Origin of the sequence: Streptomyces humi, assembly GCF_001005085.2 — a bacterium.
Lineage (GTDB): Bacteria > Actinomycetota > Actinomycetes > Streptomycetales > Streptomycetaceae > Streptomyces > Streptomyces humi.
This window is the reverse complement of sequence record NZ_LBMU02000003.1, coordinates 149,520-169,431: the sequence shown is the minus strand read 5'-3', so window position 1 is coordinate 169,431 and position 19,912 is coordinate 149,520. Positions and strand designations below refer to the sequence as shown.

The 19,912-nt window shown below is 70.2% G+C and carries 18 protein-coding genes and 2 tRNA genes; 15 read left to right on the top strand and 5 right to left on the bottom strand.

What is annotated here, in order from left to right; genetic code table 11:
- The first annotated feature begins 95 nt into the window (after positions 1–95).
- The 3 genes from AAW13_RS01915 (at position 96) to AAW13_RS01905 (ending at position 3,331) form a co-directional block, all read left to right on the top strand.
- Positions 96–1,382 carry a glutamate-5-semialdehyde dehydrogenase gene (locus AAW13_RS01915; RefSeq protein ID WP_046733219.1) on the top strand — a complete coding sequence of 429 codons (1,287 nt, stop codon included), beginning with the start codon at positions 96–98 and terminating at the stop codon, positions 1,380–1,382.
- 204 nt (positions 1,383–1,586) lie between these two features.
- Complete coding sequence (locus tag AAW13_RS01910) at positions 1,587–2,171, top strand: SCO2584 family spore wall biosynthesis protein (RefSeq protein WP_046733218.1); 585 nt, start codon at positions 1,587–1,589, stop codon at positions 2,169–2,171.
- An 89-nt stretch (positions 2,172–2,260) separates the two neighbouring features.
- Positions 2,261–3,331, top strand: coding sequence for an SCO2583 family membrane protein (locus tag AAW13_RS01905; protein WP_046733217.1), 1,071 nt, complete (start codon positions 2,261–2,263; stop codon positions 3,329–3,331).
- A 30-nt stretch (positions 3,332–3,361) separates the two neighbouring features.
- On the opposite strand, the gene AAW13_RS01900 is transcribed toward AAW13_RS01905, so the two are convergent.
- Positions 3,362–4,495: a M48 family metallopeptidase gene (locus tag AAW13_RS01900; RefSeq protein ID WP_046733216.1), complete on the bottom strand. Its 1,134-nt coding sequence runs from the start codon at positions 4,493–4,495 to the stop codon at positions 3,362–3,364.
- Positions 4,496–4,596: 101 nt separating this feature from the next.
- Here AAW13_RS01900 and AAW13_RS45730 point away from each other — a divergent pair, with 101 nt between their 5' ends.
- The 7 genes from AAW13_RS45730 to AAW13_RS01875 all read left to right on the top strand — a co-directional run bounded on the left by AAW13_RS45730 (position 4,597) and on the right by AAW13_RS01875 (position 8,974).
- Positions 4,597–4,758: a hypothetical protein gene (locus AAW13_RS45730; protein ID WP_046733215.1), complete on the top strand. Its 162-nt coding sequence runs from the start codon at positions 4,597–4,599 to the stop codon at positions 4,756–4,758.
- Between the two features lie 145 nt (positions 4,759–4,903).
- On the top strand, positions 4,904–5,068 hold the full coding sequence (locus AAW13_RS45725; protein ID WP_165941386.1) for a hypothetical protein: 165 nt from the start codon (positions 4,904–4,906) through the stop codon (positions 5,066–5,068).
- Positions 5,069–5,137: 69 nt separating this feature from the next.
- Positions 5,138–5,830 (top strand): nicotinate-nucleotide adenylyltransferase, encoded by a 693-nt coding sequence (nadD, locus tag AAW13_RS01895; RefSeq protein WP_071659386.1) that lies wholly within the window; start codon positions 5,138–5,140, stop codon positions 5,828–5,830.
- A 16-nt stretch (positions 5,831–5,846) separates the two neighbouring features.
- Positions 5,847–7,568: an LCP family protein gene (locus AAW13_RS01890; protein ID WP_046733214.1), complete on the top strand. Its 1,722-nt coding sequence runs from the start codon at positions 5,847–5,849 to the stop codon at positions 7,566–7,568.
- A 105-nt stretch (positions 7,569–7,673) separates the two neighbouring features.
- Positions 7,674–8,123, top strand: a complete 450-nt coding sequence (gene rsfS / locus AAW13_RS01885) for a ribosome silencing factor (RefSeq protein ID WP_046733213.1) — start codon at positions 7,674–7,676, stop codon at positions 8,121–8,123.
- Positions 8,123–8,791: a histidine phosphatase family protein gene (locus tag AAW13_RS01880; RefSeq protein WP_046733212.1), complete on the top strand. Its 669-nt coding sequence runs from the start codon at positions 8,123–8,125 to the stop codon at positions 8,789–8,791. The genes rsfS and AAW13_RS01880 overlap by 1 nt, the downstream gene beginning before the upstream one ends.
- A gap of 110 nt (positions 8,792–8,901) precedes the next feature.
- A tRNA-Ala gene (locus AAW13_RS01875) sits at positions 8,902–8,974 on the top strand.
- Between the two features lie 61 nt (positions 8,975–9,035).
- Here the strand turns inward: AAW13_RS01875 and AAW13_RS01870 are convergent.
- The gene (locus AAW13_RS01870) at positions 9,036–9,977 is read right to left on the bottom strand and encodes a helix-turn-helix transcriptional regulator (RefSeq protein WP_046733234.1); all 942 of its coding nucleotides are present in this window, start codon (positions 9,975–9,977) and stop codon (positions 9,036–9,038) included.
- A 94-nt stretch (positions 9,978–10,071) separates the two neighbouring features.
- Here AAW13_RS01870 and AAW13_RS01865 point away from each other — a divergent pair, with 94 nt between their 5' ends.
- From AAW13_RS01865 to AAW13_RS01860, 3 genes are all read left to right on the top strand, one after another.
- Positions 10,072–11,541 (top strand): MFS transporter, encoded by a 1,470-nt coding sequence (locus tag AAW13_RS01865; RefSeq protein ID WP_079178674.1) that lies wholly within the window; start codon positions 10,072–10,074, stop codon positions 11,539–11,541.
- 68 nt (positions 11,542–11,609) lie between these two features.
- A complete protein-coding gene (locus tag AAW13_RS44635; protein WP_107483215.1) occupies positions 11,610–11,783 on the top strand; it encodes a hypothetical protein in 174 nt (57 codons plus the stop codon).
- 3 nt (positions 11,784–11,786) lie between these two features.
- Complete coding sequence (locus tag AAW13_RS01860) at positions 11,787–12,020, top strand: hypothetical protein (RefSeq protein ID WP_006136074.1); 234 nt, start codon at positions 11,787–11,789, stop codon at positions 12,018–12,020.
- On the opposite strand, the gene AAW13_RS01855 is transcribed toward AAW13_RS01860, so the two are convergent.
- Positions 11,999–13,210 carry a glycosyltransferase 87 family protein gene (locus tag AAW13_RS01855; RefSeq protein ID WP_046733233.1) on the bottom strand — a complete coding sequence of 404 codons (1,212 nt, stop codon included), beginning with the start codon at positions 13,208–13,210 and terminating at the stop codon, positions 11,999–12,001. The two genes, AAW13_RS01860 and AAW13_RS01855, sit on opposite strands and share 22 nt — an antisense overlap.
- A 113-nt stretch (positions 13,211–13,323) precedes the next feature.
- Between AAW13_RS01855 and AAW13_RS01850 the strand changes: the two genes are divergently transcribed.
- A tRNA-Ala gene (locus tag AAW13_RS01850) sits at positions 13,324–13,396 on the top strand.
- A gap of 137 nt (positions 13,397–13,533) precedes the next feature.
- On the opposite strand, the gene AAW13_RS01845 is transcribed toward AAW13_RS01850, so the two are convergent.
- Together AAW13_RS01845 and AAW13_RS01840 are read right to left on the bottom strand one after the other, a co-directional pair.
- Complete coding sequence (locus AAW13_RS01845) at positions 13,534–15,147, bottom strand: NADH-quinone oxidoreductase subunit NuoF family protein (RefSeq protein ID WP_046733210.1); 1,614 nt, start codon at positions 15,145–15,147, stop codon at positions 13,534–13,536.
- Positions 15,144–16,457, bottom strand: coding sequence for a ferric reductase-like transmembrane domain-containing protein (locus AAW13_RS01840; RefSeq protein WP_206306129.1), 1,314 nt, complete (start codon positions 16,455–16,457; stop codon positions 15,144–15,146). Before AAW13_RS01840 ends, AAW13_RS01845 begins: the two co-directional genes overlap by 4 nt.
- A gap of 426 nt (positions 16,458–16,883) precedes the next feature.
- Between AAW13_RS01840 and leuS the strand changes: the two genes are divergently transcribed.
- Entirely contained in the window at positions 16,884–19,763 is a 2,880-nt protein-coding gene (leuS, locus tag AAW13_RS01830) for a leucine--tRNA ligase (protein WP_046733208.1), read from the top strand.
- Positions 19,764–19,912 lie beyond the last annotated feature (149 nt).

The window sequence follows — 19,912 nt, the reverse complement described above, 5'->3', positions numbered from 1 at the left end:
CCTTGCGCACTGGCCGGTATTGACCCGTTTTGTTCTACGTCTCGCGGTGTGGAACAACGCGTGGACGCTCCGCCGGAGCGCACTACCCTTCCCTCATGACCACGCTCTCGCCGTACGACGCCATGTCCCCGGTCACGCAGGCCGCCTACCGCGCCAAGGCCGCCGCCGCCGACCTCGCGCCGCTGCCGCGCGCCGTGAAGGACGACGCGCTGCTCGCCATCGCGGACGCCCTGGAGGTCCGTACCAGCGAGATCGTCGAGGCCAACGCCAAGGACATCGCCAAGGCCCGCGAGAACGGCACCAGCGAAGCCATCGTCGACAGGCTCACGCTCACCCCCGAGCGGGTCCGCGCCATCGCCTCCGACGTCCGTGACGTGGCGAAGCTGCCCGACCCGGTCGGCGAGGTCGTCCGCGGTTCCACCCTCCCCAACGGCATCGACCTTCGACAGGTCCGCGTCCCCCTCGGTGTCGTCGGCATCATCTACGAGGCCCGCCCGAACGTCACCGTCGACGCCGCCGCCCTCTGCCTGAAGTCCGGCAACGCCGTCCTGCTGCGCGGCTCCGCCTCCGCCTACGAGTCGAACACGGCCCTGGTGAGGGTCCTGCGGGACGCCGTCGGGGGCGCCGGGCTGCCCGCCGACGCCGTCCAGCTGGTGCCCGGCGAGGGCCGCGAGTCCGTCCACGAGCTGATGCGCGCCCGCGGCCTGGTCGACGTCCTCATCCCGCGTGGCGGCGCCTCCCTCATCCAGACCGTCGTCATGGAGTCCAAGGTCCCCGTCATCGAGACCGGCACCGGCAACTGCCATGTCTACGTCGACGCCCACGCCGACATCGACATGGCCATCGACATCCTGATCAACTCCAAGGCACAGCGGGTCAGCGTCTGCAACGCTGCCGAGACCCTCCTCGTCCACCAGGACATCGCCCCCGAGTTCCTGCCGCGCGCCCTGGACGCCCTCGCCGAGGCCGGCGTCACCGTCCACGCCGACGAACGTGTCCTCGCCTACGCCGAGAACTCCAAGGCGACCGTCGTCGAAGCCGTCCCGGACGACTGGGAGACCGAGTACCTGTCGTACGACATCGCCGCCGCCGTCGTCGACTCCCTCGACAAGGCCGTCGAACACATCCGGCTGTGGACGTCCGGGCACACCGAGGCCATCGTCACCACCTCGCAGCAGGCCGCCCGCCGGTTCACCCAGCTGGTCGACTCCACCACCGTCGCCGTGAACGCGTCCACCCGCTTCACCGACGGCGGCCAGTTCGGCTTCGGCGCCGAGATCGGCATCTCCACCCAGAAGCTGCACGCCCGCGGCCCCATGGGCCTGCCCGAGCTGACCAGCACCAAGTACATCGTCACCGGCGACGGCCACATCCGCCGCTGACAGCCGGACCGTCGCCCCGTACCGACACCTCCGCCGCCGGCCACCCGTACGGCCCAACGCGGCCCCCCGTACGGCGCGCGGGCGCGCGCAAGGGCGCACCGGACCCCCAGGGGGCGTGGGAGGCGGGCGTGAGAGGCGTCTCACCGGGCCTATGAATTTCCATACCGTCTGCCCAAATTGACCCCCCAGGTCTACTCTGGATCCGTGCCGGAGGACGTGGGGGGCACGCCGTTCCCTGACGGCTGGGAGCCCGACGACGACCATGACCACGGAATGTCGGACGAAGAGTTCGACACCGTGGTCTTCGACGAGGCCTTCGTGAAGGCGGCCGTGATCCACGAGCCGACCGCGGTCGAACGCCTCCTTGCCGCCGCCCAGGCCAGAGCCGAGGCCTCCGAGGCCGAGGCCCGCCGCGCTCTCGGCAGAGGCGACCGCTACGACGAGGGCTACGGCCCCGACGGACCCGTCTTCGATCCGGGCGGCGAACTCGACGACCTGGACGACACCGACGTCTTGGAGGACCGCTACGGCGCCACCGGGACGTACGGCAAACACGTCCGCTGGCACCGCCCCGTCGCCTGGCTGCTCGCCGTCGTCATGGGCATAGGCATGGTCGCGCTCGCCTTCGCCGCGGTCTACCGCAGCGCCTCCTCGGGCGGCAGCCGCGACCAGGTGCCCAGGCCCTCCTCCACCGGCCTGGAACAGGGCACCGCGGCGGCACCCTCGGTCTCCGCCGAGTACTCCCAGCCCGCCCAGCAGGCGGTCTCCGCGGTCCCGCGCACCCCCTGAACGGGGTTTGTCCTTCCTGGTGAGAACCTGTCAGAACTTGTCGTGTAGCTGGGCGTTTACCTGAGGCTCCCGAGACCTACTCTGAAAGTATGGGCGGGCCAGGAGACCCACCGGAGGGGACACCCGAGGGCGGCCCCGTGGGTGGCGAGGACGAGTACCGATCCGTCGTGTTCGACGAGTCGTTCGTCCGCGCTGCCCGGCTCCAGGAGTCCTCCGCGCGCGAACGCATGACCGACCACGCGCCCGCGGTACGCCGCCGTCCGCCGCTGCGCCGGGGCCTCACCCGGCAGGCCGTGATCCTCTTCGTGCTGGTCCTCGTCGCCTTCGGCACCGCGATCTACATGGGCGTCCGCCACCCCTACGGCGCGCAGGACGCGCAGCAGCCCGTCGAACCGCTGCGGATGACCGTCATCCCGCTCTCCCCGCAGGGCACGGTGCCCGGCGCCACCAACGCCGAGACCCTGTTCGCACACAGCCCCGCCGCGCAGTACGAGATAGGCGCCGAGGGGATACCACTGCCGCCCGCCCGCAGCACCGCGCACTTCTCCGACAGCCAGGTCGTCACCGCCCTGACCACCGCCAAGGACTACCTCGTCCGCTCCTCGCTCTACCCCGAGGTCCTCGACAGCAGCGCGGTCCGGCCCGCGCGGGCGCTGCTCGACCCCGGCCAGCTCGACCAGTTCGACCAGAGCTTCGACCACCCCGCGGCGGACGGACGGCACGCCCCCACCGGATGGCTGGTCCGCTTCGACCCCACCCGCGCCGAGCTCGCCGACCCGAGGATCCGCGTCCAGGGCAACCTGTCGGCGACCGAGACGGACTCGGCCACCCTGGAGGTCACCGCCGACCACACCTTCGTCTACGCGCTGCGGCCCACCGGCGCCCCGGCGGGCTCCCAGGCCTCCCTGTTCACCGTCCGCCGCGAACTGACCTTCCGCTTCGACCGCGACGACCTGCGCCTGCACCAGGCCCAGCTGGTCGTCTCCTACGTCCAGGCGGGCCCGCTGTCCTGCGCCGAGGACGCCGCCGACCACCTGCACCCCCTGCTGGCCGGCCAGACGGCCAAGGCGGGCGGCCCGGCGGGTACGAACCCGTTCGCCACGGACAGCGCGACGGCCCTGTGCGGGACGCTGTCAGCCGCGGCGGAACCGAAGGTCTAGGACCTCGCCGCCGCCCGGATGCCGGGCCCGCTACTCCTCGTCCCGCGGGGGTGTGTCCTGCGGCGGGGAGTCCTGCGGCGGGGAGTCCTGCGCGGACGCGCCCTTGGGCGGCGGGGCGCTCGCGAAGCCCTCGAAGCCCCGCTTGACCCGGCCGCCCAGGCCACCCGCCCCGCCCGCGATGTCCGTGACCAGCTTCATCAGCGGATCCTTCGAGGACTTCACATCGCTCGCGTAGCTCGCCGCCGACTCCTTGAACGAGTCGCTGACCGAGGTGTCCTTGTCCTCGGTGCGCCGCGCATAGTGACCGTCCATGATCCGCTGGTAGTCGCGGGACTCCGCCCACTTCTTCAGCTCCGCCGCGCGGACCGTGGTGAAGGGGTGCGAACGCGGCAGCACGTTCAGGATCTTCAGCACCGAGTCGCGCAGGTCGCCGCCGGCCTCGTACTCCTCGGCCTGCCGCAGGAACGCGTCCACGTTCATCTCGTGCAGATGATTGCCGCCCGCTATCTTCATCAGCCCCCGCATCGAGGCCCGCAGATCCTGACCCACCAGCAGGCCCGCGCGGTCGGCGGACAGCTCCGACTTGCGGAACCACTCCCGCAACGCCGTCACGATCGCCAGGATCGCGAGATTGCCGAGCGGGATCCAGGCCACCTTCAGCGCGAGACTGGTCAGGAACAGCAGGATCGTCCGGTACACCGAATGCCCGGACAGGGCGTGCCCCACCTCGTGGCCGACGACGGCCCGCATCTCCTCCTCGTCCAGGAGTTCCACGAGGCCCGTGGTCACCACGATGATCGGTTCGTCCAGGCCGATGCACATCGCGTTCGGCTGCGGGTCCTGCGTGACGTACATCGGCGGGACCTTCTCCAGGTCCAGGATGTAACACGCGTCCCGCAGCATGTCGTTCAGATGGGCGAACTGCTGGTCGGAGACCCGGACCGAATCGGACAGGAACAGCAGCCGCAGACTGCGCTCCGGAAGCAGCCCGCTGAGCGCCTTGAAGACCGTGTCGAAACCGCTCAGCTTGCGCAGCGCCACCAGCGCCGAACGGTCGGCCGGATGCTCGTACGCGCGCGAGGAGATCCCCGGGAACCGCCTGCGCTGCCTGCTCGGCACCCGCTCGTGCCCCTGCCCGTTCCGCTCGTGGCCGTCGTCGGACATGTCATCCCCCATGTACGTGAGTGTGCCCACTGTGCCCCCGAAGCAGGGCCCAGCCTAGGCCGGAGATACCTTGGACGGGCAGTACAGCCGAAGGAGTCCTCATGGAGCACCACCCCCCGGCCGCCTGGCTCACCCAGGCCGCGAGCGCCGCCCAGCATCAGGGCTCGGGCGATCTGCTCCGGGTCGTCCTCGTCGTCATGTTCGTCGGCTGCGCACTGACCGCCTGGTTCCTGTTGCGCGGGTACAAACAGAAGGACGACTGAGCCGCCCGCATCGTTCCCCTCGTGCCCCGCGCGCGGGGACGCGTGCGTCGGCCCAACGGAGGAGTCGGCGTGATCGCCGCGACACCGCCCGCATACGATGGGCCGACATCTTTATCCCGCCCACACGCGATAGGTCCTGCCGCAGATGATGAATCTCCACAGCGCCGCTGCCCAGTTGGTCACCCTCGCCGCCGAGGGCGAGGGCGGCGGCAACCACGAGAGCCTCAACCCGCTCGTCACCGGGGGCAGCGCGTTCATCATCCTGCTGCTCCTGCTGTGGATCACCACCCGCTTCAACCGCGACCGCTGATCCGGCCGCCGTACCCGGCACCCGTCCTCCGGACGGAGCCCACGGGCCGGGCCGGTAGGGTCTGCACGCATGGGAGAGCAGGACATGCCTACCGGTCCGGCGAATGACGTGGCCGACCACGCCGACGACACGGTGACAGCCCCGCGGTACACACCCGCCGGCCCCGGGGACACCGGCAAACGCCGCCTCGGCGTCATGGGCGGCACGTTCGACCCGATCCACCACGGGCACCTGGTGGCGGCCAGCGAGGTCGCCGCCCAGTTCCACCTGGACGAGGTGGTCTTCGTGCCCACCGGGCAACCGTGGCAGAAGACCCACCGCGCGGTCTCACCGGCCGAGGACCGCTATCTGATGACGGTCATCGCGACCGCCGAGAACCCGCAGTTCTCCGTCAGCCGTATCGACATCGACCGCGGCGGTCCCACCTACACCGTCGACACCCTGCGCGACCTGCGGGCCCTCAACCCCGACACCGATCTCTTCTTCATCACCGGCGCGGACGCCCTCGGTCAGATCCTCACCTGGCGGGACTCGGAGGAACTGTTCTCCCTCGCGCACTTCATCGGCTGCACCCGGCCCGGCCACCAGCTGACCGACCGCGGTCTTCCCGAGGGCGGTGTCTCGCTGGTGGAGGTTCCCGCGCTCGCCATCTCCTCCACAGACTGCCGTGCGAGAGTCGCCAAGGGCGACCCCATCTGGTACATGGTGCCGGACGGAGTCGTGCGCTACATCGACAAGCGCGAGCTGTACCGCGGCGAGTGAGCCGAGAGGGGCACCGGTGAACGACCGATACGACGCGGGCTACGGAAGCGACCAGTACGAACTCGTCGGCTACGACGAGTACGGGCAGCCGGTGTACCGCCAGATCCCGGCACAGCAACAACAACAGCAACAACAACAGCAGACCTACGATCCGTACGCCGGACACGGCTACGGCTACGACCCGTACGCCGACGGCGGCCGTCACAACGCCCCCTACGGCACCGGGCAGCACCCCACGCCGTCGTACGACACCGGGCAGCAGGCCCCCGTCCACGACACCGGCCGCCAGCCGCCCACGCCCGCGTACGACCCGTACGACACCGCCGGCCAGACCGGCTACGCCCCCTACGGGCAGACGGCCGCCAGCGGCAGGCAGCCCCGCGTCGCCGAACAGACCGCGCACATCCCGCAGCAGGCCGGACCGGCCGATGAGCCCGCCGAGGCCCGGCAGGGCGACCGGGACTACGGCACCGAGCAGTTCGCGTTCGTCGAGGAGCCGGACGGCGACTCCGAGGACGTCATCGACTGGCTGAACTTCACGGAGAACCGCACCGAGCGCCGCGAGGAGGCCAAGCGCCGCGCCCGCACCCGGATGGTCGCCCTGGTCGTCGTCCTCGCCCTGGTGGCGGTCGGCGGCGTCGGCTACCTCTGGTACGCCGGAAAACTCCCCGGACTGTCCTCCTCCGGAGCCAAGGGCGGTACGACGACCTCCGCGGCCGCCCAGAAACGCGACGTCGTCGTCGTCCACCTGCACAACACCAGCGGCGGCGGCACCTCCACCGCGCTGCTCGTCGACAACACCACCACCAAGCAGGGCAGCACCGTCCTGCTGCCCAACGCCCTCGCCCTCACCGACGACGACGGCACCACCACGACCCTCGCCAAGTCAGTCGACGACGACGGCTCCTCCGGCACCCGCGACCAACTCGACACCGTCCTCGGCACCAACATCGAGGGCACCTGGCGCCTCGACACGCCATACCTGCAAAACCTCGTCGAACTCGTCGGGAACATCGACATCGACACCAACACGGACGTCCCCGACCCGGACTCCAAGAAGAAGGGCGAGGAACCCCTCGTCAACAAGGGCAAGGACCAGACCCTCGGCGGCAAGGCCGCCGTCGCCTACGCCACCTACCGCGCCTCGGGCGAGGCCCAGAACGCCCAGCTGGAGCGGTTCGGGCAGGTCATGCAGGGCGTGCTGCGCAAGATGTCCTCCGACGCGTCGGCCGCCACGACCACCGTGCAGACCCTGGCGCAGATCCTCGACCCCTCGCTGACCGACAAGGACCTCGGCACCTTCCTCGCCAGGCTCGCCGACCTCGCCAAGGGCGGCGACTACAAGACCGCCCTGCTGCCCGTCCAGACGGACGGCACCCTCAGCGCCCAGACCAGCTCCAGCGTCGTCAAGGACATCCTCGGCGGCACCGCCAAGAGCCCGTCTGCGGGTTCCGCGGTCCGGGTCTCCGTCCAGAACGCCACCGGCGTCAAGGACAACACCGAGAAGGCCCGCGTCGTCCTCGTCAACGGCGGTTACACCTTCCTGGAGGGCGGTACGGCCTCCGGCACCCAGCCGGTCTCCAAGGTGCTGTACTCCGACGCCTCCGACAAGGAGAACGCCACCGAGGTCGCCAAGACCCTCGGCCTCGACGCGAAGGACGTGACCAAGGGCACGGTCGGCTCGGGCGCGGACGTCTCGGTCGTCCTCGGCCAGGACTACAAGCCGGCCTCCTCCTGAGGCGGCCGCCCGCCGCACCTCACGTGACGCGGTAATCACGTGGGGTGCGACCGGCGGTCCGTGAGACCCTTGTGGTTCAAACGACCGCCGACGGAAAGCCACGCAGTGACCGCCACCGACCGTTCCCTCGAGCTCATCACCGCCGCCGCCCAGGCGGCCGCCGACAAGCTCGCCCACGACGTCATCGCCTACGACGTCAGCGACGTCCTGTCGATCACGGACGCCTTCCTGCTGGCCTCCGCACCCAACGACCGCCAGGTCAAGTCGATCGTCGACGAGATCGAGGAGCGCTTGCAGAAGGAACTCGGCGCCAAGCCGGTGCGCCGTGAGGGAGACCGCGAGTCCCGCTGGATCCTGCTCGACTACGTCGACATCGTCGTCCACGTCCAGCACAGCGAGGAGCGCGTCTTCTACGCCCTGGAGCGGCTCTGGAAGGACTGCCCCGAGATCGAACTGCCCGCCGACGCCAAGGCCACCCGCGGCAAGGCCGCGGAGCACGCCAGGTTGCAGGCCGCCGACGACAGCGGCGAGGCCGGGGCGGGCGGGGAGTGGTGATGAGCGCCACCGGCGAGGTCACCGACCGCAAGGGCCGCGGCCGCCGCATCATCCTGTGGCGGCACGGCCAGACCGCCTGGAACGTGGAGCGCCGCTTCCAGGGCTCCACCGACGTCGAGCTCACCGAGACCGGCATCGGCCAGGCCCGGCGCGCGGCCCGCCTGCTCGCCTCCCTGGCCCCCGACGCGATCGTCTCCTCCGACCTGAAGCGGGCCTCCGACACGGCCGCCCGGCTCGCCGAGCTCACCGGCCTCGAGGTGGTCCGTGACGAGGCGCTGCGCGAGACCTACGCGGGCGTGTGGCAGGGCCTCACCCACGAGGAGATCATCGCCCGCCACGGCGACGAGTACGCCGCCTGGAAGCGCGGCGAACCGGTGCGCCGCGGTGGCGGCGAACTGGAGACCGAGGTCGCCGACCGGGCCGCTCCCGTCGTCCTCGGGCACGCCGAGAAGCTGCCCGAGGACGGCACCCTCGTGGTCGTCAGCCACGGCGGCACCATCCGCACGACCATCGGGCGCCTGCTCGGCCTGGACGCCCAGCACTGGGAGAGCCTCGGCGGTCTCACCAACTGCTGCTGGTCCGTGCTCGGCGAAGGCGCCCGCGGCTGGCGGCTCCTGGAGCACAACGCGGGCACCCTCCCCGAGCCCGTCCTCGGCGACGACGACTGACGACGACCGGGGACGCGGGCCCGCCGGACCCCGGATTTCACTTTCCGGCAGGTCGCAGGCTAAAGTTCTTCTTGTTCAGCCCGCCGAGCGGAAAGACGGGAAGAACGCGAGGGGCTATAGCTCAGTTGGTAGAGCGCCTGCATGGCATGCAGGAGGTCAGGAGTTCAATTCTCCTTAGCTCCACAGATCGACACTCCACACACTGTCGAGTCGTCAAAGATCGGTGATGAGAATCCCGCCCTCTTCAGAGGGCGGGATTTTCTTTGTTCCACTCCCGGATGATCTCGGCGGCCGTCTCATCCGTCGCCGGCCACAGCCGCTGCCTGCGCTCGCGCAGCAACGCGACCTTCTCCCGCGCCCGTTCGTCCTCCGGTGTGTAGACCACGATCCGGGACTCCGGCATCCCGTCCACCGACAACGACTGCGACGTCATCCGCACCTCGCCCACCGCCCCGTGACGGAACGTCTTCACCCGCGGCCCCGGCTGCGCCACCGCCCCGCTCGCCCACAACCGGGCGAAGCGCGCACTGGTCCGGGACAGCGCGCGTATGAAGTCCTCCCAGGCCGGCTCGCCCACGTGTCTGCCGTAGCTGGAGCGCAGGGTCGCCACCATCATCGGCAGCTCACGCTCCAGGTGCACCACGGGACTGTCCTCCTCCGGCACCGTGAACAGCGTCCACAACACGTTCGGCACCCCGATCCGAACCGTCTCCGGAACCAGGAAGAGATCCCGGTAGGCGGCGTTGGTGGCCAGCACGTCGTAGCGCGACGTGTACACGACCGCCATCAGCGGATCCAGGGCGTCGATGATGCCCTGCACCTCCGCGGCGACCGACCGGGACAGGCCCTCCGGCGCCGGCGCGTACGCGACCTCCGCCAGCCGGTACAGATGCTCCCGCTCCGGCGTGTCCAGACGCAGCGTGCGCGCCACCGCGTCCAGCACCTGCGGCGACGCGTTGATCGGCCGGCCCTGCTCCAGCCACGTGTACCAGGTCACACCCACGCCCGAGAGCTGGGCGACCTCCTCCCGGCGCAGCCCGGGAGTGCGCCGTCGCAGCCCCGGTGGCATACCGACGTCCGCCGGTGTCACCCGCGCCCGCCTGGTGCGCAGGAACGCGGCCAGCTCCGGCCTGCGGCGGTGTCCTGCCGTCCCCATCTGCATGTCCCCCGTTGTCACGTCCTCCATCGTGGCCGCGGCACCCGCCGCGTACCAGGTGCTGCCAGTACCAGCATCGGCGGGCTCTCGGCACCCGTACCGGCCCGTCGTCACGCTCGGACACATGACGACGACATCCCGGACCGGACCGGGCCCCGCGCCCGTTCCGAGCCCTGCCAAAAGTGAAGCACCCGGCACCGACAACCGGTCCCGGCTGCTCCTCCCGGTCGTCCTCGCGGCCCTGTTCATGGCCGTGCTGGACGTCTTCATCGTGAACGTCGCGGCCCCCACCATGGGTTCCGAACTGCACGCCTCCGGTGCCGACTTGCAGCTGGTCGTGGCCGGTTACGCCATCAGCTACGCGGTGCTGCTGATCACCGGTGCCCGGCTCGGCGACCGGTTCGGCCACGGCCGGGTCCACCTCGCCGGCCTCGCCCTGTTCACGACGGCCTCGCTGGCCTGCGGCCTGGCCCAGGGGGCCACCGCGCTGATCGCGTTCCGGCTGGTGCAGGGCGCCGGTTCGGCCGTGATGATCCCGCAGGTCCTCAGCATCATCCAGCGCGCGTTCACCGGCGAGGCACGGATCCGGGCACTCGGCGCCTACTCGGCGGTCCTCGCGGTCGGCGCCGCCGCCGGCCAGATCATCGGCGGCGTCCTGGTCGGCGCCGACCTGTTCGGCACCGGATGGCGGCCGGTGTTCCTCGTCAACGTGCCCGTCGGCGCCGTACTCCTCGTCCTCGGCCGGCGTGTCCTGCCGTCCGGCACCGGATCCGGGGCGCAGCGGGCGCGGGGCCTCGACCTGCCCGGCCTGGTCCTGCTGGGGTCCGCCGTGTCCCTGCTGACCGTGCCGCTGGTGCTCGGCCAGGAGGAAGGCTGGCCGCTGTGGTCCTGGCTGTCCCTGACCGCCGCGGCGCTCCTGTTCGCCCTGTTCTGCGGCTACGAGTCGAGGCTGGCCCGGCGCGGCGGCGCCCCGCTGATCGCCCCCAGGGTGCTCCGGCACCCCGGCATGAGCCTGGCCGTGGTGCGCATCCTCGCCGTCATGGCCGTCAACGCGGGATTCCTGTTCACCCTCACCCTGCACGTCCAGGACGGCCTGGGCTACAGCGCGCTGCGCGCCGGACTCACCTTCGCGCCGACCGCCGTCGTGTTCGGTACGGTCGCCCTCACCTGGCGCAGGTGGCCCGGCTCCTGGCAGCGGGCGCTGACCCCGGCCGGGTTCGCGCTGACCGCGCTGGGCACGGCCGGCGTCGGAGTGGCCTTCCACGGGGGCGGCGACGGGGGCGTGTGGCTTTTTCTGGCGTACGCCGGAGTGGGAGCAGGGCTCGCGCTTGCCTTCAGTCCCACCCTCACGGGCGCGCTCGCAACCGTGCGCCCCGAGGACGCGGCGGACGCCAGCGGTCTCCTCGCGAGCGTCACCCAACTCGGTCAGCTCACCGGGGTCGCGGCGTTCGGCACACTGTTCTTGAACCGGCTTGAGTCACTTGGGGCCCCGGGGGCGTATACCTCTGCGGAGGCGCTGTCAGCCTGCGCATGGACGCTCGCCGCGACGGCGGCCGCGGGCGCCGTGTCCGGACTGGTACTGAGGCGTCGCTGACCGTATTGGTCCGGCCGTGGCAGAATCAAACGGCCGGAAGGGGGCGCGGCCCGACGGGAGGAGTAGCGATGCCTGCGAGCATCCTTGAGGAGGGCGGCCACCTCCTCGGTGCGGCGTTGATACGGGACACGATCACCCGGCTGCTCTGCCCTTCCTGCGGTTCCGTGCATGTGGCCCAAGTACTCGGCGACAACGGCGGGATCTCCTACGTGTGCACGGCCTGCGGCCACAGCTGGAGCTGATCGATGGGTGCACACAGGCGGAAGTGCGACTGGTGCGGGAGCGGCACCCCGATCGTCCGCGACATGGAGCCGATCAACCCCGACTACCAGTACTGGTGCGAGGAATGCGCGCGGGCGCTGATCATAAAAGGCGACCCGATCGAGACCTACCGTGAGCTGGAGGGCGAGCCGATCTACGGCCGTCTCCTGGAGGAGCACTGCACGCTCAAGAGGTTCTACTCGTTCGTCACGGCCTGAGCGGGAGCCGGCCGTGGCAACGATGTCCGGGCGAGCGCCAGGAACAGCGCACCGGTGACCGGGTAGAGCGCCGACAGCGCGAAGTCGAGCGTGTTCTGGTGCAGTTCGGGCCGCCCCTGCCCGTGCGGCACCCACCACAGGGCGTACGAGCAGAAGACCAGCAGCGTCCCCGCGGCCACCGCCCGGTGCCCGCGCGACCACAGCAGCAGCACCACGGGGACGCACCACACCCAGTGGTGGGACCAGGACACGGGGCTGATGAACAGCGCGGTGACCGCGCACACGGCCACCGCCCAGGCCCGCCCGCCACGCAATTCCACGACGACCGCCACCGCGAGCCCCAGAACGGCCGTCAGAGCCGCCGCGGCCGTCCACAGGGCTCCCGGCTCAGCGGTGTGCAGCAAACGCGCCAGAACGCCACGCAGGGCCTGATTCGCGGTTTCCTCGGCCTGACCCACGCGTCCGGTGCGGAACACCATCGTGGTCCAGAACCGCCACGAGTCGTACGGCAGGACGGCCGCCGCCAGCAGGGTCGCCCCCGCGAAGGCGCCGGCCGCCCCGCGCGCGTGCCGCAGCCACGGCCCCCCGTCCCGGCCCCCGAAACGCGCCACCAGGCCCGTGACGAGCAGGAAGACGGCGAACAGGGCCGGCGTCAGCTTGACCGCGGCGGCGAGCCCGACGCCCACCCCCGCCCAGCGGTCCGGGCGTTCGGCGGGCCGGCGTGACAGATCCCACAGGACCAGCACCGCCAGCAGCAGATTGACCTGCCCGTAACGCACCGTCGTCCACACCGGCTCACACCACACCGCCACCGCCGTGACCCACAGAACGCACCTCACGCGCGCGTGGCCCACGAGCCGCAGCGACAGCCCGACGAACGCCAGCAGGAGCGCGAGATTCCCGGCCGTCGCCAGCGCGCGCATGCTCGGTACGTCCAGCAGCGTCAGCGGCGTGAACAGCAGAGCCGCGAACGGCGGGTACGTGGACGGCAGATGTGCCGCGGTGACGCGCAGCGCGTAGAGGTCGCCGCCCGCACGGACGGTCGCCCCCTCCGCCCGGTAGACCATCAGGTCGATCATCGACACGTGCGCGGCCCGCTGCGCCAGCCAGAACACCGTGAACGACAACAGGCACGCCCCCAGCGGCGCCGACACCCGGCGCCGCGTCTCGGAGAACGCGATCACGGTCACGAAGCCCGACACTATCGCCCGTATCCGTACAGACCGGAAACGATTTGGTGATGCACCCCGTCGACCGTGTAATGTTGGCGTCGCCACCAGGGAAACCGGGCGGAACAAAACACGGGGCTATAGCTCAGTTGGTAGAGCGCCTGCATGGCATGCAGGAGGTCAGGAGTTCAATTCTCCTTAGCTCCACAGAAATCGAAGGCGGATCATCCGGACGGATGGTCCGCCTTCGGCGTTGCCGGAAATCTTCCCGACCGACCCGAGTGCGCGAAGGGGGCCACCCGCAGCGGGTGGCCCCCTTCACGCTTTCGTCGGTGGGTCCGCGGTCAGCGCCCCAGCGCCCGGCGGCCGCGACCCTGCGACAGCACCGGCAGGTTCTTCGCAGGCGCCTGGGAGCGTGTGTCCTCCTCGAGTCGCAGCGCGAGCGCCGGGCAGCGGCGCACCGCACGGATCGCCTTGGCCTCCGCGAACCGCGGCACCTTCGCCTGAGCGACCGTCGGGAAACCGTCCGCGCCGAGCTCGAAGACCTCCGGAAGGATGTCCGCGCACAGACCGTGACCCCGGCACAGCGTCCAGTCGACGTAGATCTTCTGGCGGCTCCCGCCACCGTTGTCCTCGGGCTCTCCGCCGCCGGGGATGCCGGTGGGCATCTTGCCGTCCTCGAAGAGCGGCAGAACGCCTTCCACGGGGCGTCCGCAGCCATTTCCGAGGACATGCGCGGCCAGGTCGTCCGTGAACGCCTTGATCGTCGACTCGAGGAACATCGCGGAGCCGTCCGGGTGCGAGCACGCCCCGCGGCGCTTCACGTTCTTCGCGACCTGCTTGAGCGCCTCCAGGGCGGCCGGACCGCCGCCGTTGAGGATGTCCTCCATGCCGCGCGCGGCCGCCGGCAGACCGAGGTAGCAGGGACCGCACTGTCCCGCGCTCTCCTCCGCCAGCCACTGGGCGACCCGCAGCGACTCGCCCAGCGGACAGGTGTCCTGCGTGATCGGCAGGATCGCCCCGGCGCCCAGCGCGCCACCCACCGCGTCGAGCGAGTTACGGGAGACGATCGCCTCGTTGACCGTGGCCGCGTCGATCCACTTGCCGTGGTAACCGCCGGTGAGCACGCCCTGCGGCACCGGCGGGGCGCCGGCCAGCTGTAGCACGTAGCGCAGCGGCACGCCGGTGGGTACCTCGATCACCATGGGGCGGGCGACGGCACCGGAGACCGTCAGCATGACGGTGCCCGGCTCGTCGTACAGGCCGGTGTTGCCATAACGCTCGGGGCCGATACGCGCGGCGATCGCCAGCTGCGCGAACGTCTCCGCGTTCGACAGCAGAGTCGGCGCGCCGCCGACGCCGTTCTGCGAGGCGCTGGTCTTGCGGCCGGGAGGGATCGCCGGGCCGCCGTCGATCGAGCGGATCAGCGATGCGGCGGCACCCGTGACCATACGGACCGGGTTGCGCTGGACGAATGCCTTCAGAGCGGAACGGCGGCCGTTGCTGAGGCCGCGCTCGGCGAGTGCCTGCTCCATGGAGCGCTGGGTGGACTCCCGCGTGACACCGATGACGAGCGTGCGGGCGCCCAGGGCCTCGGCGCACAGCAGCGCGCCGTCCAGGATGAGATGCGGTGCACGGTTGATCAGTACCGTGTCCTTGCGGCAGGCCGGCTCGTCCTCGCTGCCGTTGACGACGACGACCGGCCGTACGCCGCGTTTGATCGCGGCCTCGGCGACCGAACGCAGCTTTTTGTGGAAGGGGAAGCCCGCGCCGCCGCGGCCCTTCAGGTTGATGCGTTCGGAGAGCTGCGCGAGCTGCTCCCCGCCCAGGGGTTCAAGCGGCCCGTGCACCTTGAGGTGCATGGGCAGATCGAGTCGTTCGACAAGGTCGAAGCCCGACGTGAGCTGCGGAAGGCCGACCACGCGGACTTCTGGTACGTCGGGCAGGGCCTCGTTCACCTATAGCCTCCGGAAGGCGTGTTCCAAGGTTCGCCCGAACCCGGTGAGTCGAAGGACGCGCCGGGCGCTGGTTCGTTGGCGGGACCGCTGTTGTACGTGTCATTCGAGTTGTACGTCCCATAGCGGGCGTTCGTCTCACCCGTGTCGTACACATCACGTCCGCCTGTACCGCCGGCGCCCGGATTGCCATAGACCGGGATGTTGTATCCGGTGTCCTGGAGCGGGTCGTACGCCGACGGGGGTGCCTCGCCGACCGGCGGTGGGGACGGGACCGGCCAGCTGCCCGAGGTGCTGGAGGGGCCGTCCACGCGCGGGACGGGCCCGGTGGACTGGACGTCCAGCCGCTCCATGCGCGCGGTCTGGCCGGCCGCGAAGGGCGACTGGGACTGCCCGGGCGCGTTCGTGGCCCGGTAGGCGGCCGCGTAGCCGGAGGCCGGGTCGGAGGCGGGGGCGGCGGACGGGAACAGCGGGTTCGACTGCGTGGACGAGGTGTCGCCACGCGGCCCCCTGGGCTCGCGCTCGCGGGGGCTGTCGTAGCCGGACAGGCCGGATTCGCTCATCCTGGCGCGGCTCGCGTCGAGGTCGCTCATGCGGGACCGGTCCGAGTCACCGAGGAGCGTGACCAGCCGGTCGGCGAACCTGCGCTTGAACGGGCGGGGTGCGGCGCGCAGGAGCAGGGCCGCCATGATCCCGGCCAGGCACAGCTCGTACGACACCATGAAGAACGTCTTCGCCGGGCGCCCCGCGAAGAGGCCGTGGAGCAGGGCGAAGCACAGGGCCGGGTAGGCCAGCATGTGCATCGCGCGCCAGCGGGCGGCCACCATGGCCGGGGCGGCGAACTGGTTGCGCAGTGCACCGGTGATGCCCACGAAGATCATGAGGTATGCGGCCAGGGAGCCCATGCCGACGAGGGTGGCGCTGCCCGGGTTCGCGCCGCCGCTTCCGGTGACCAGCCAGCCGAAGGGGATCAGGGCCGCGATCCAGTCGGCGTGGTCCAGCGCGATCTTCACCCCGATGTGCACCAGCAGGAACGCGATCGAGGCGACCGCCGTGACCCGGTGGATGGCCTGGGCCACGATCCGCTGGCGGATGTTGAGAAGGATGCGGTCCTGGGCCACCAGGCCCCAGATGCACGAGCAGGTGAGGCAGACGAGCGCCAGAACGCCCGCACCGAAGTTCAGGAACTGCTGCAGCCAGTCGCCTCCCAACAGGACGACTATGGGTATCAGCAGCAGGACGACAGCGGACGCCACCCCGTAGGCCGAGCGGCCTGGTTTGGGGAGCGAGCTGTTACTACGACGAGGGTTCATGGGGGCAACTCCGAGCAGTTCGGGAAAGCGGTCCCGGTGCCGCAGCCTAAGTGGCGCCATACCGATCAGTACGAGGTTTGAGTTATTGCGTTGTTATCAAAGGGCGCCGCGGCCCTTGCGGTGTCCCTTAGCGGACGTTACGCGAAGAAATTTTTGAACCTGGTTCAACTCTCGTCCCGATGGTCGCCTTAGACGCACGTGTCAACCGTTGATACGTAAGCGCGTCGCAGCTTGCTCAAGGGCTGCGGTACCCTGACGCCATGCGTGCCGTACGCCTTCTGCTTAGCGGGCCGCGCTGATCAGTCCCGACCGCCGGACGAAACGGCTGGTCGGCATCGGCGCGGCGTCCCCTCCTGTGCGAGGGGATTTTTCGTTTCTAGAAGTTCGCAGCCGCAGGCAGAGACGACCGATGGAGCTTTGAGGATCATGAGCGAGACGAACCCCGCGGCCACCGCCATGTCGGCGGAGGCCGCGCCGCACCGCTACACGGCCGCTCTGGCCGCCGAGATCGAGGCACGCTGGCAGGACTTCTGGGACGCCGACGGCACCTACGCGGCCCCCAACCCCAAGGGTGACCTGGCCGGCGACCCCGAGCTGGTCGCCAGGCCCAAAAAGTTCATCATGGACATGTTCCCGTATCCGTCCGGTGCGGGCCTGCACGTCGGCCACCCTCTGGGCTACATCGCGACCGACGTCTTCGCCCGTTTCCAGCGGATGAACGGCCACAACGTTCTGCACACGCTGGGCTTCGACGCCTTCGGCCTGCCCGCCGAGCAGTACGCGGTGCAGACCGGCACGCACCCGCGTGTGTCCACCGAGGCCAACATCGAGAACATGAAGGCGCAGCTGCGCCGGCTGGGCCTGGGCCACGACAAGCGCCGCTCGTTCGCCACGATCGACCCGGACTACTACAAGTGGACCCAGTGGATCTTCTTGCAGATCTTCAACTCCTGGTACGACGACGAAGCCGACAAGGCCCGCCCGATCTCCGAGCTGATCGCCCAGTTCGAGAGCGGTGAGCGCGCCGTACCGGGCCACACGCGCGCGTGGAACGAGCTGACCGCCGCCGAGCGCGGCGACGTCCTGGGCGAGTTCCGTCTGGCCTACGCCTCCGACGCGCCGGTCAACTGGTGCCCCGGCCTGGGCACCGTCCTGGCCAACGAGGAGGTCACCGCCGACGGCCGTTCCGAGCGGGGCAACTTCCCGGTCTTCAAGGCCAAGCTGCGCCAGTGGAACATGCGCATCACCGCCTACGCCGACCGGCTGCTGGACGACCTGAACGAGCTGGACTGGCCCGAGGCCATCAAGTTGCAGCAGCGCAACTGGATCGGCCGCAGCGAGGGCGCCCGCGTCGACTTCCCGATCGACGGCGAGAACATCACGGTCTTCACCACCCGACCGGACACCCTGTTCGGCGCGACCTACATGGTGCTGGCTCCCGAACACCCGCTGGTCGACAAGTTCACCCCGGCCGCCTGGCCCGAGGGAACCCACGAGGCGTGGACCGGCGGACACGCCACACCGGCTGAGGCCGTCGCCGCGTACCGGGCGCAGGCCGCGTCGAAATCCGACGTCGAGCGACAGGCCGAGGCCAAGGACAAGACAGGCGTCTTCACCGGCGAGTACGCCACCAACCCGGTCAACGGCGAGCGGGTCCCCGTCTTCATCGCCGACTACGTCCTGATGGGCTACGGCACCGGCGCGATCATGGCCGTCCCGGCCGGCGACCAGCGCGACTTCGAGTTCGCGCGCGCCTTCGAGCTGCCGATCGTCTGCATCGTCGAGCCGACCGACGGCCGTGGCACCGACACCTCCACATGGGAGAACGCCTTCGCCTCCTACGACGCGAAGATCATCAACTCTTCCAACGGCGACATCCATCTGGACGGCCTGCCGGTTCCCGAGGCCAAGGCCCGCATCACCGAGTGGCTGGCCCGCAAGGGAATCGGCGAGGGCACCGTCAACTTCCGGCTGCGTGACTGGCTGTTCAGCCGTCAGCGCTACTGGGGCGAGCCGTTCCCGATCGTCTACGACGAGGACGGCGTCGCCCACGCGCTGCCCGAGTCGATGCTGCCGCTGGAACTGCCCGAGGTCGAGGACTACTCGCCGCGCACCTTCGATCCCGAGGACGCCGACACCCAGCCCGAGACGCCGCTGTCCCGCAACGCCGAATGGGTCAACGTCACCCTGGACCTGGGCGACGGGCCGAAGAAGTACCGCCGCGAGACCAACACCATGCCCAACTGGGCCGGTTCCTGCTGGTACGAGCTGCGCTACCTGGATCCGTACAACAGCGAGCACCTGGTCGACCCGGAGGTCGAGCAGTACTGGATGGGTCCGCGCCAGGGCATGCCCCACGGCGGTGTCGACCTGTACGTCGGCGGTGCCGAGCACGCCGTGCTGCACCTGCTGTACGCCCGTTTCTGGTCGAAGGTGCTCTACGACCTGGGACACGTGTCGTCCGCTGAGCCGTTCCACAAGCTGTTCAACCAGGGCATGATCCAGGCCTATGTCTACCGCGACGGCCGTGGCTTCCCGGTGCCCGCCGCCGAGGTGGAGGAGCAGGACGGCGCCTACTACTACGAGGGCGAGAAGGTCAGCCGGCTGCTGGGCAAGATGGGCAAGTCGCTGAAGAACGCGGTGACCCCGGACGAGATCTGCGCCGAGTACGGCGCCGACACCCTGCGCCTGTACGAGATGGCGATGGGTCCGCTGGACGTCTCCCGGCCGTGGGACACGCGCGCGGTGGTGGGCCAGTTCCGTCTGCTCCAGCGGCTGTGGCGCAACATCGTCGACGAGGCCACCGGTGAGGTCACCGTCACCGACGCCGAGCCCGACGAGGAGACGCTGCGCGCCCTGCACAAGGCGATCGACGGTGTCCGTCAGGACCTGGAGGGCCTGCGTTTCAACACCGCCATCGCCAAGGTCACCGAACTGAACAACCACCTGACCAAGGCGGGCGGCGCGGTGTCGCGCGCGGTCGCCGAGCCGCTGGTGCTGCTGATCGCGTCCCTGGCCCCGCACATCGCCGAGGAGCTGTGGCGCAAGCTGGGCCACACCGACTCGGTCGTGCACCGGGACTTCCCCGTCGCCGACCCGCACTACGTCGTCGACGAGACCGTGACCTGTGTCGTGCAGATCAAGGGCAAGGTCAAGGCCCGTCTGGAGGTGTCGCCGGCCATCTCCGACGCGGAGCTGGAGAAGGTGGCGCTGGCCGACGAGACGGTCGTCAAGGCCCTGGGCGGCGCCGGGATCCGCAAGGTGATCGTGCGTGCGCCGAAGCTGGTGAACATCGTCACGGGCTGACGCTCCGGCCGCCTCCGGGTGGTCCCCTACGGGCAGGTTCGGGGTTTTTCTGGAACTCCGGGCCTGCCCTCTGCGTTTACCGTTGGAGAGCGCGGCCACCCGTGCCGGGCTCTTCGGGCGGTCGGGGTGGTCGGGAGCGAGGAGGAGCA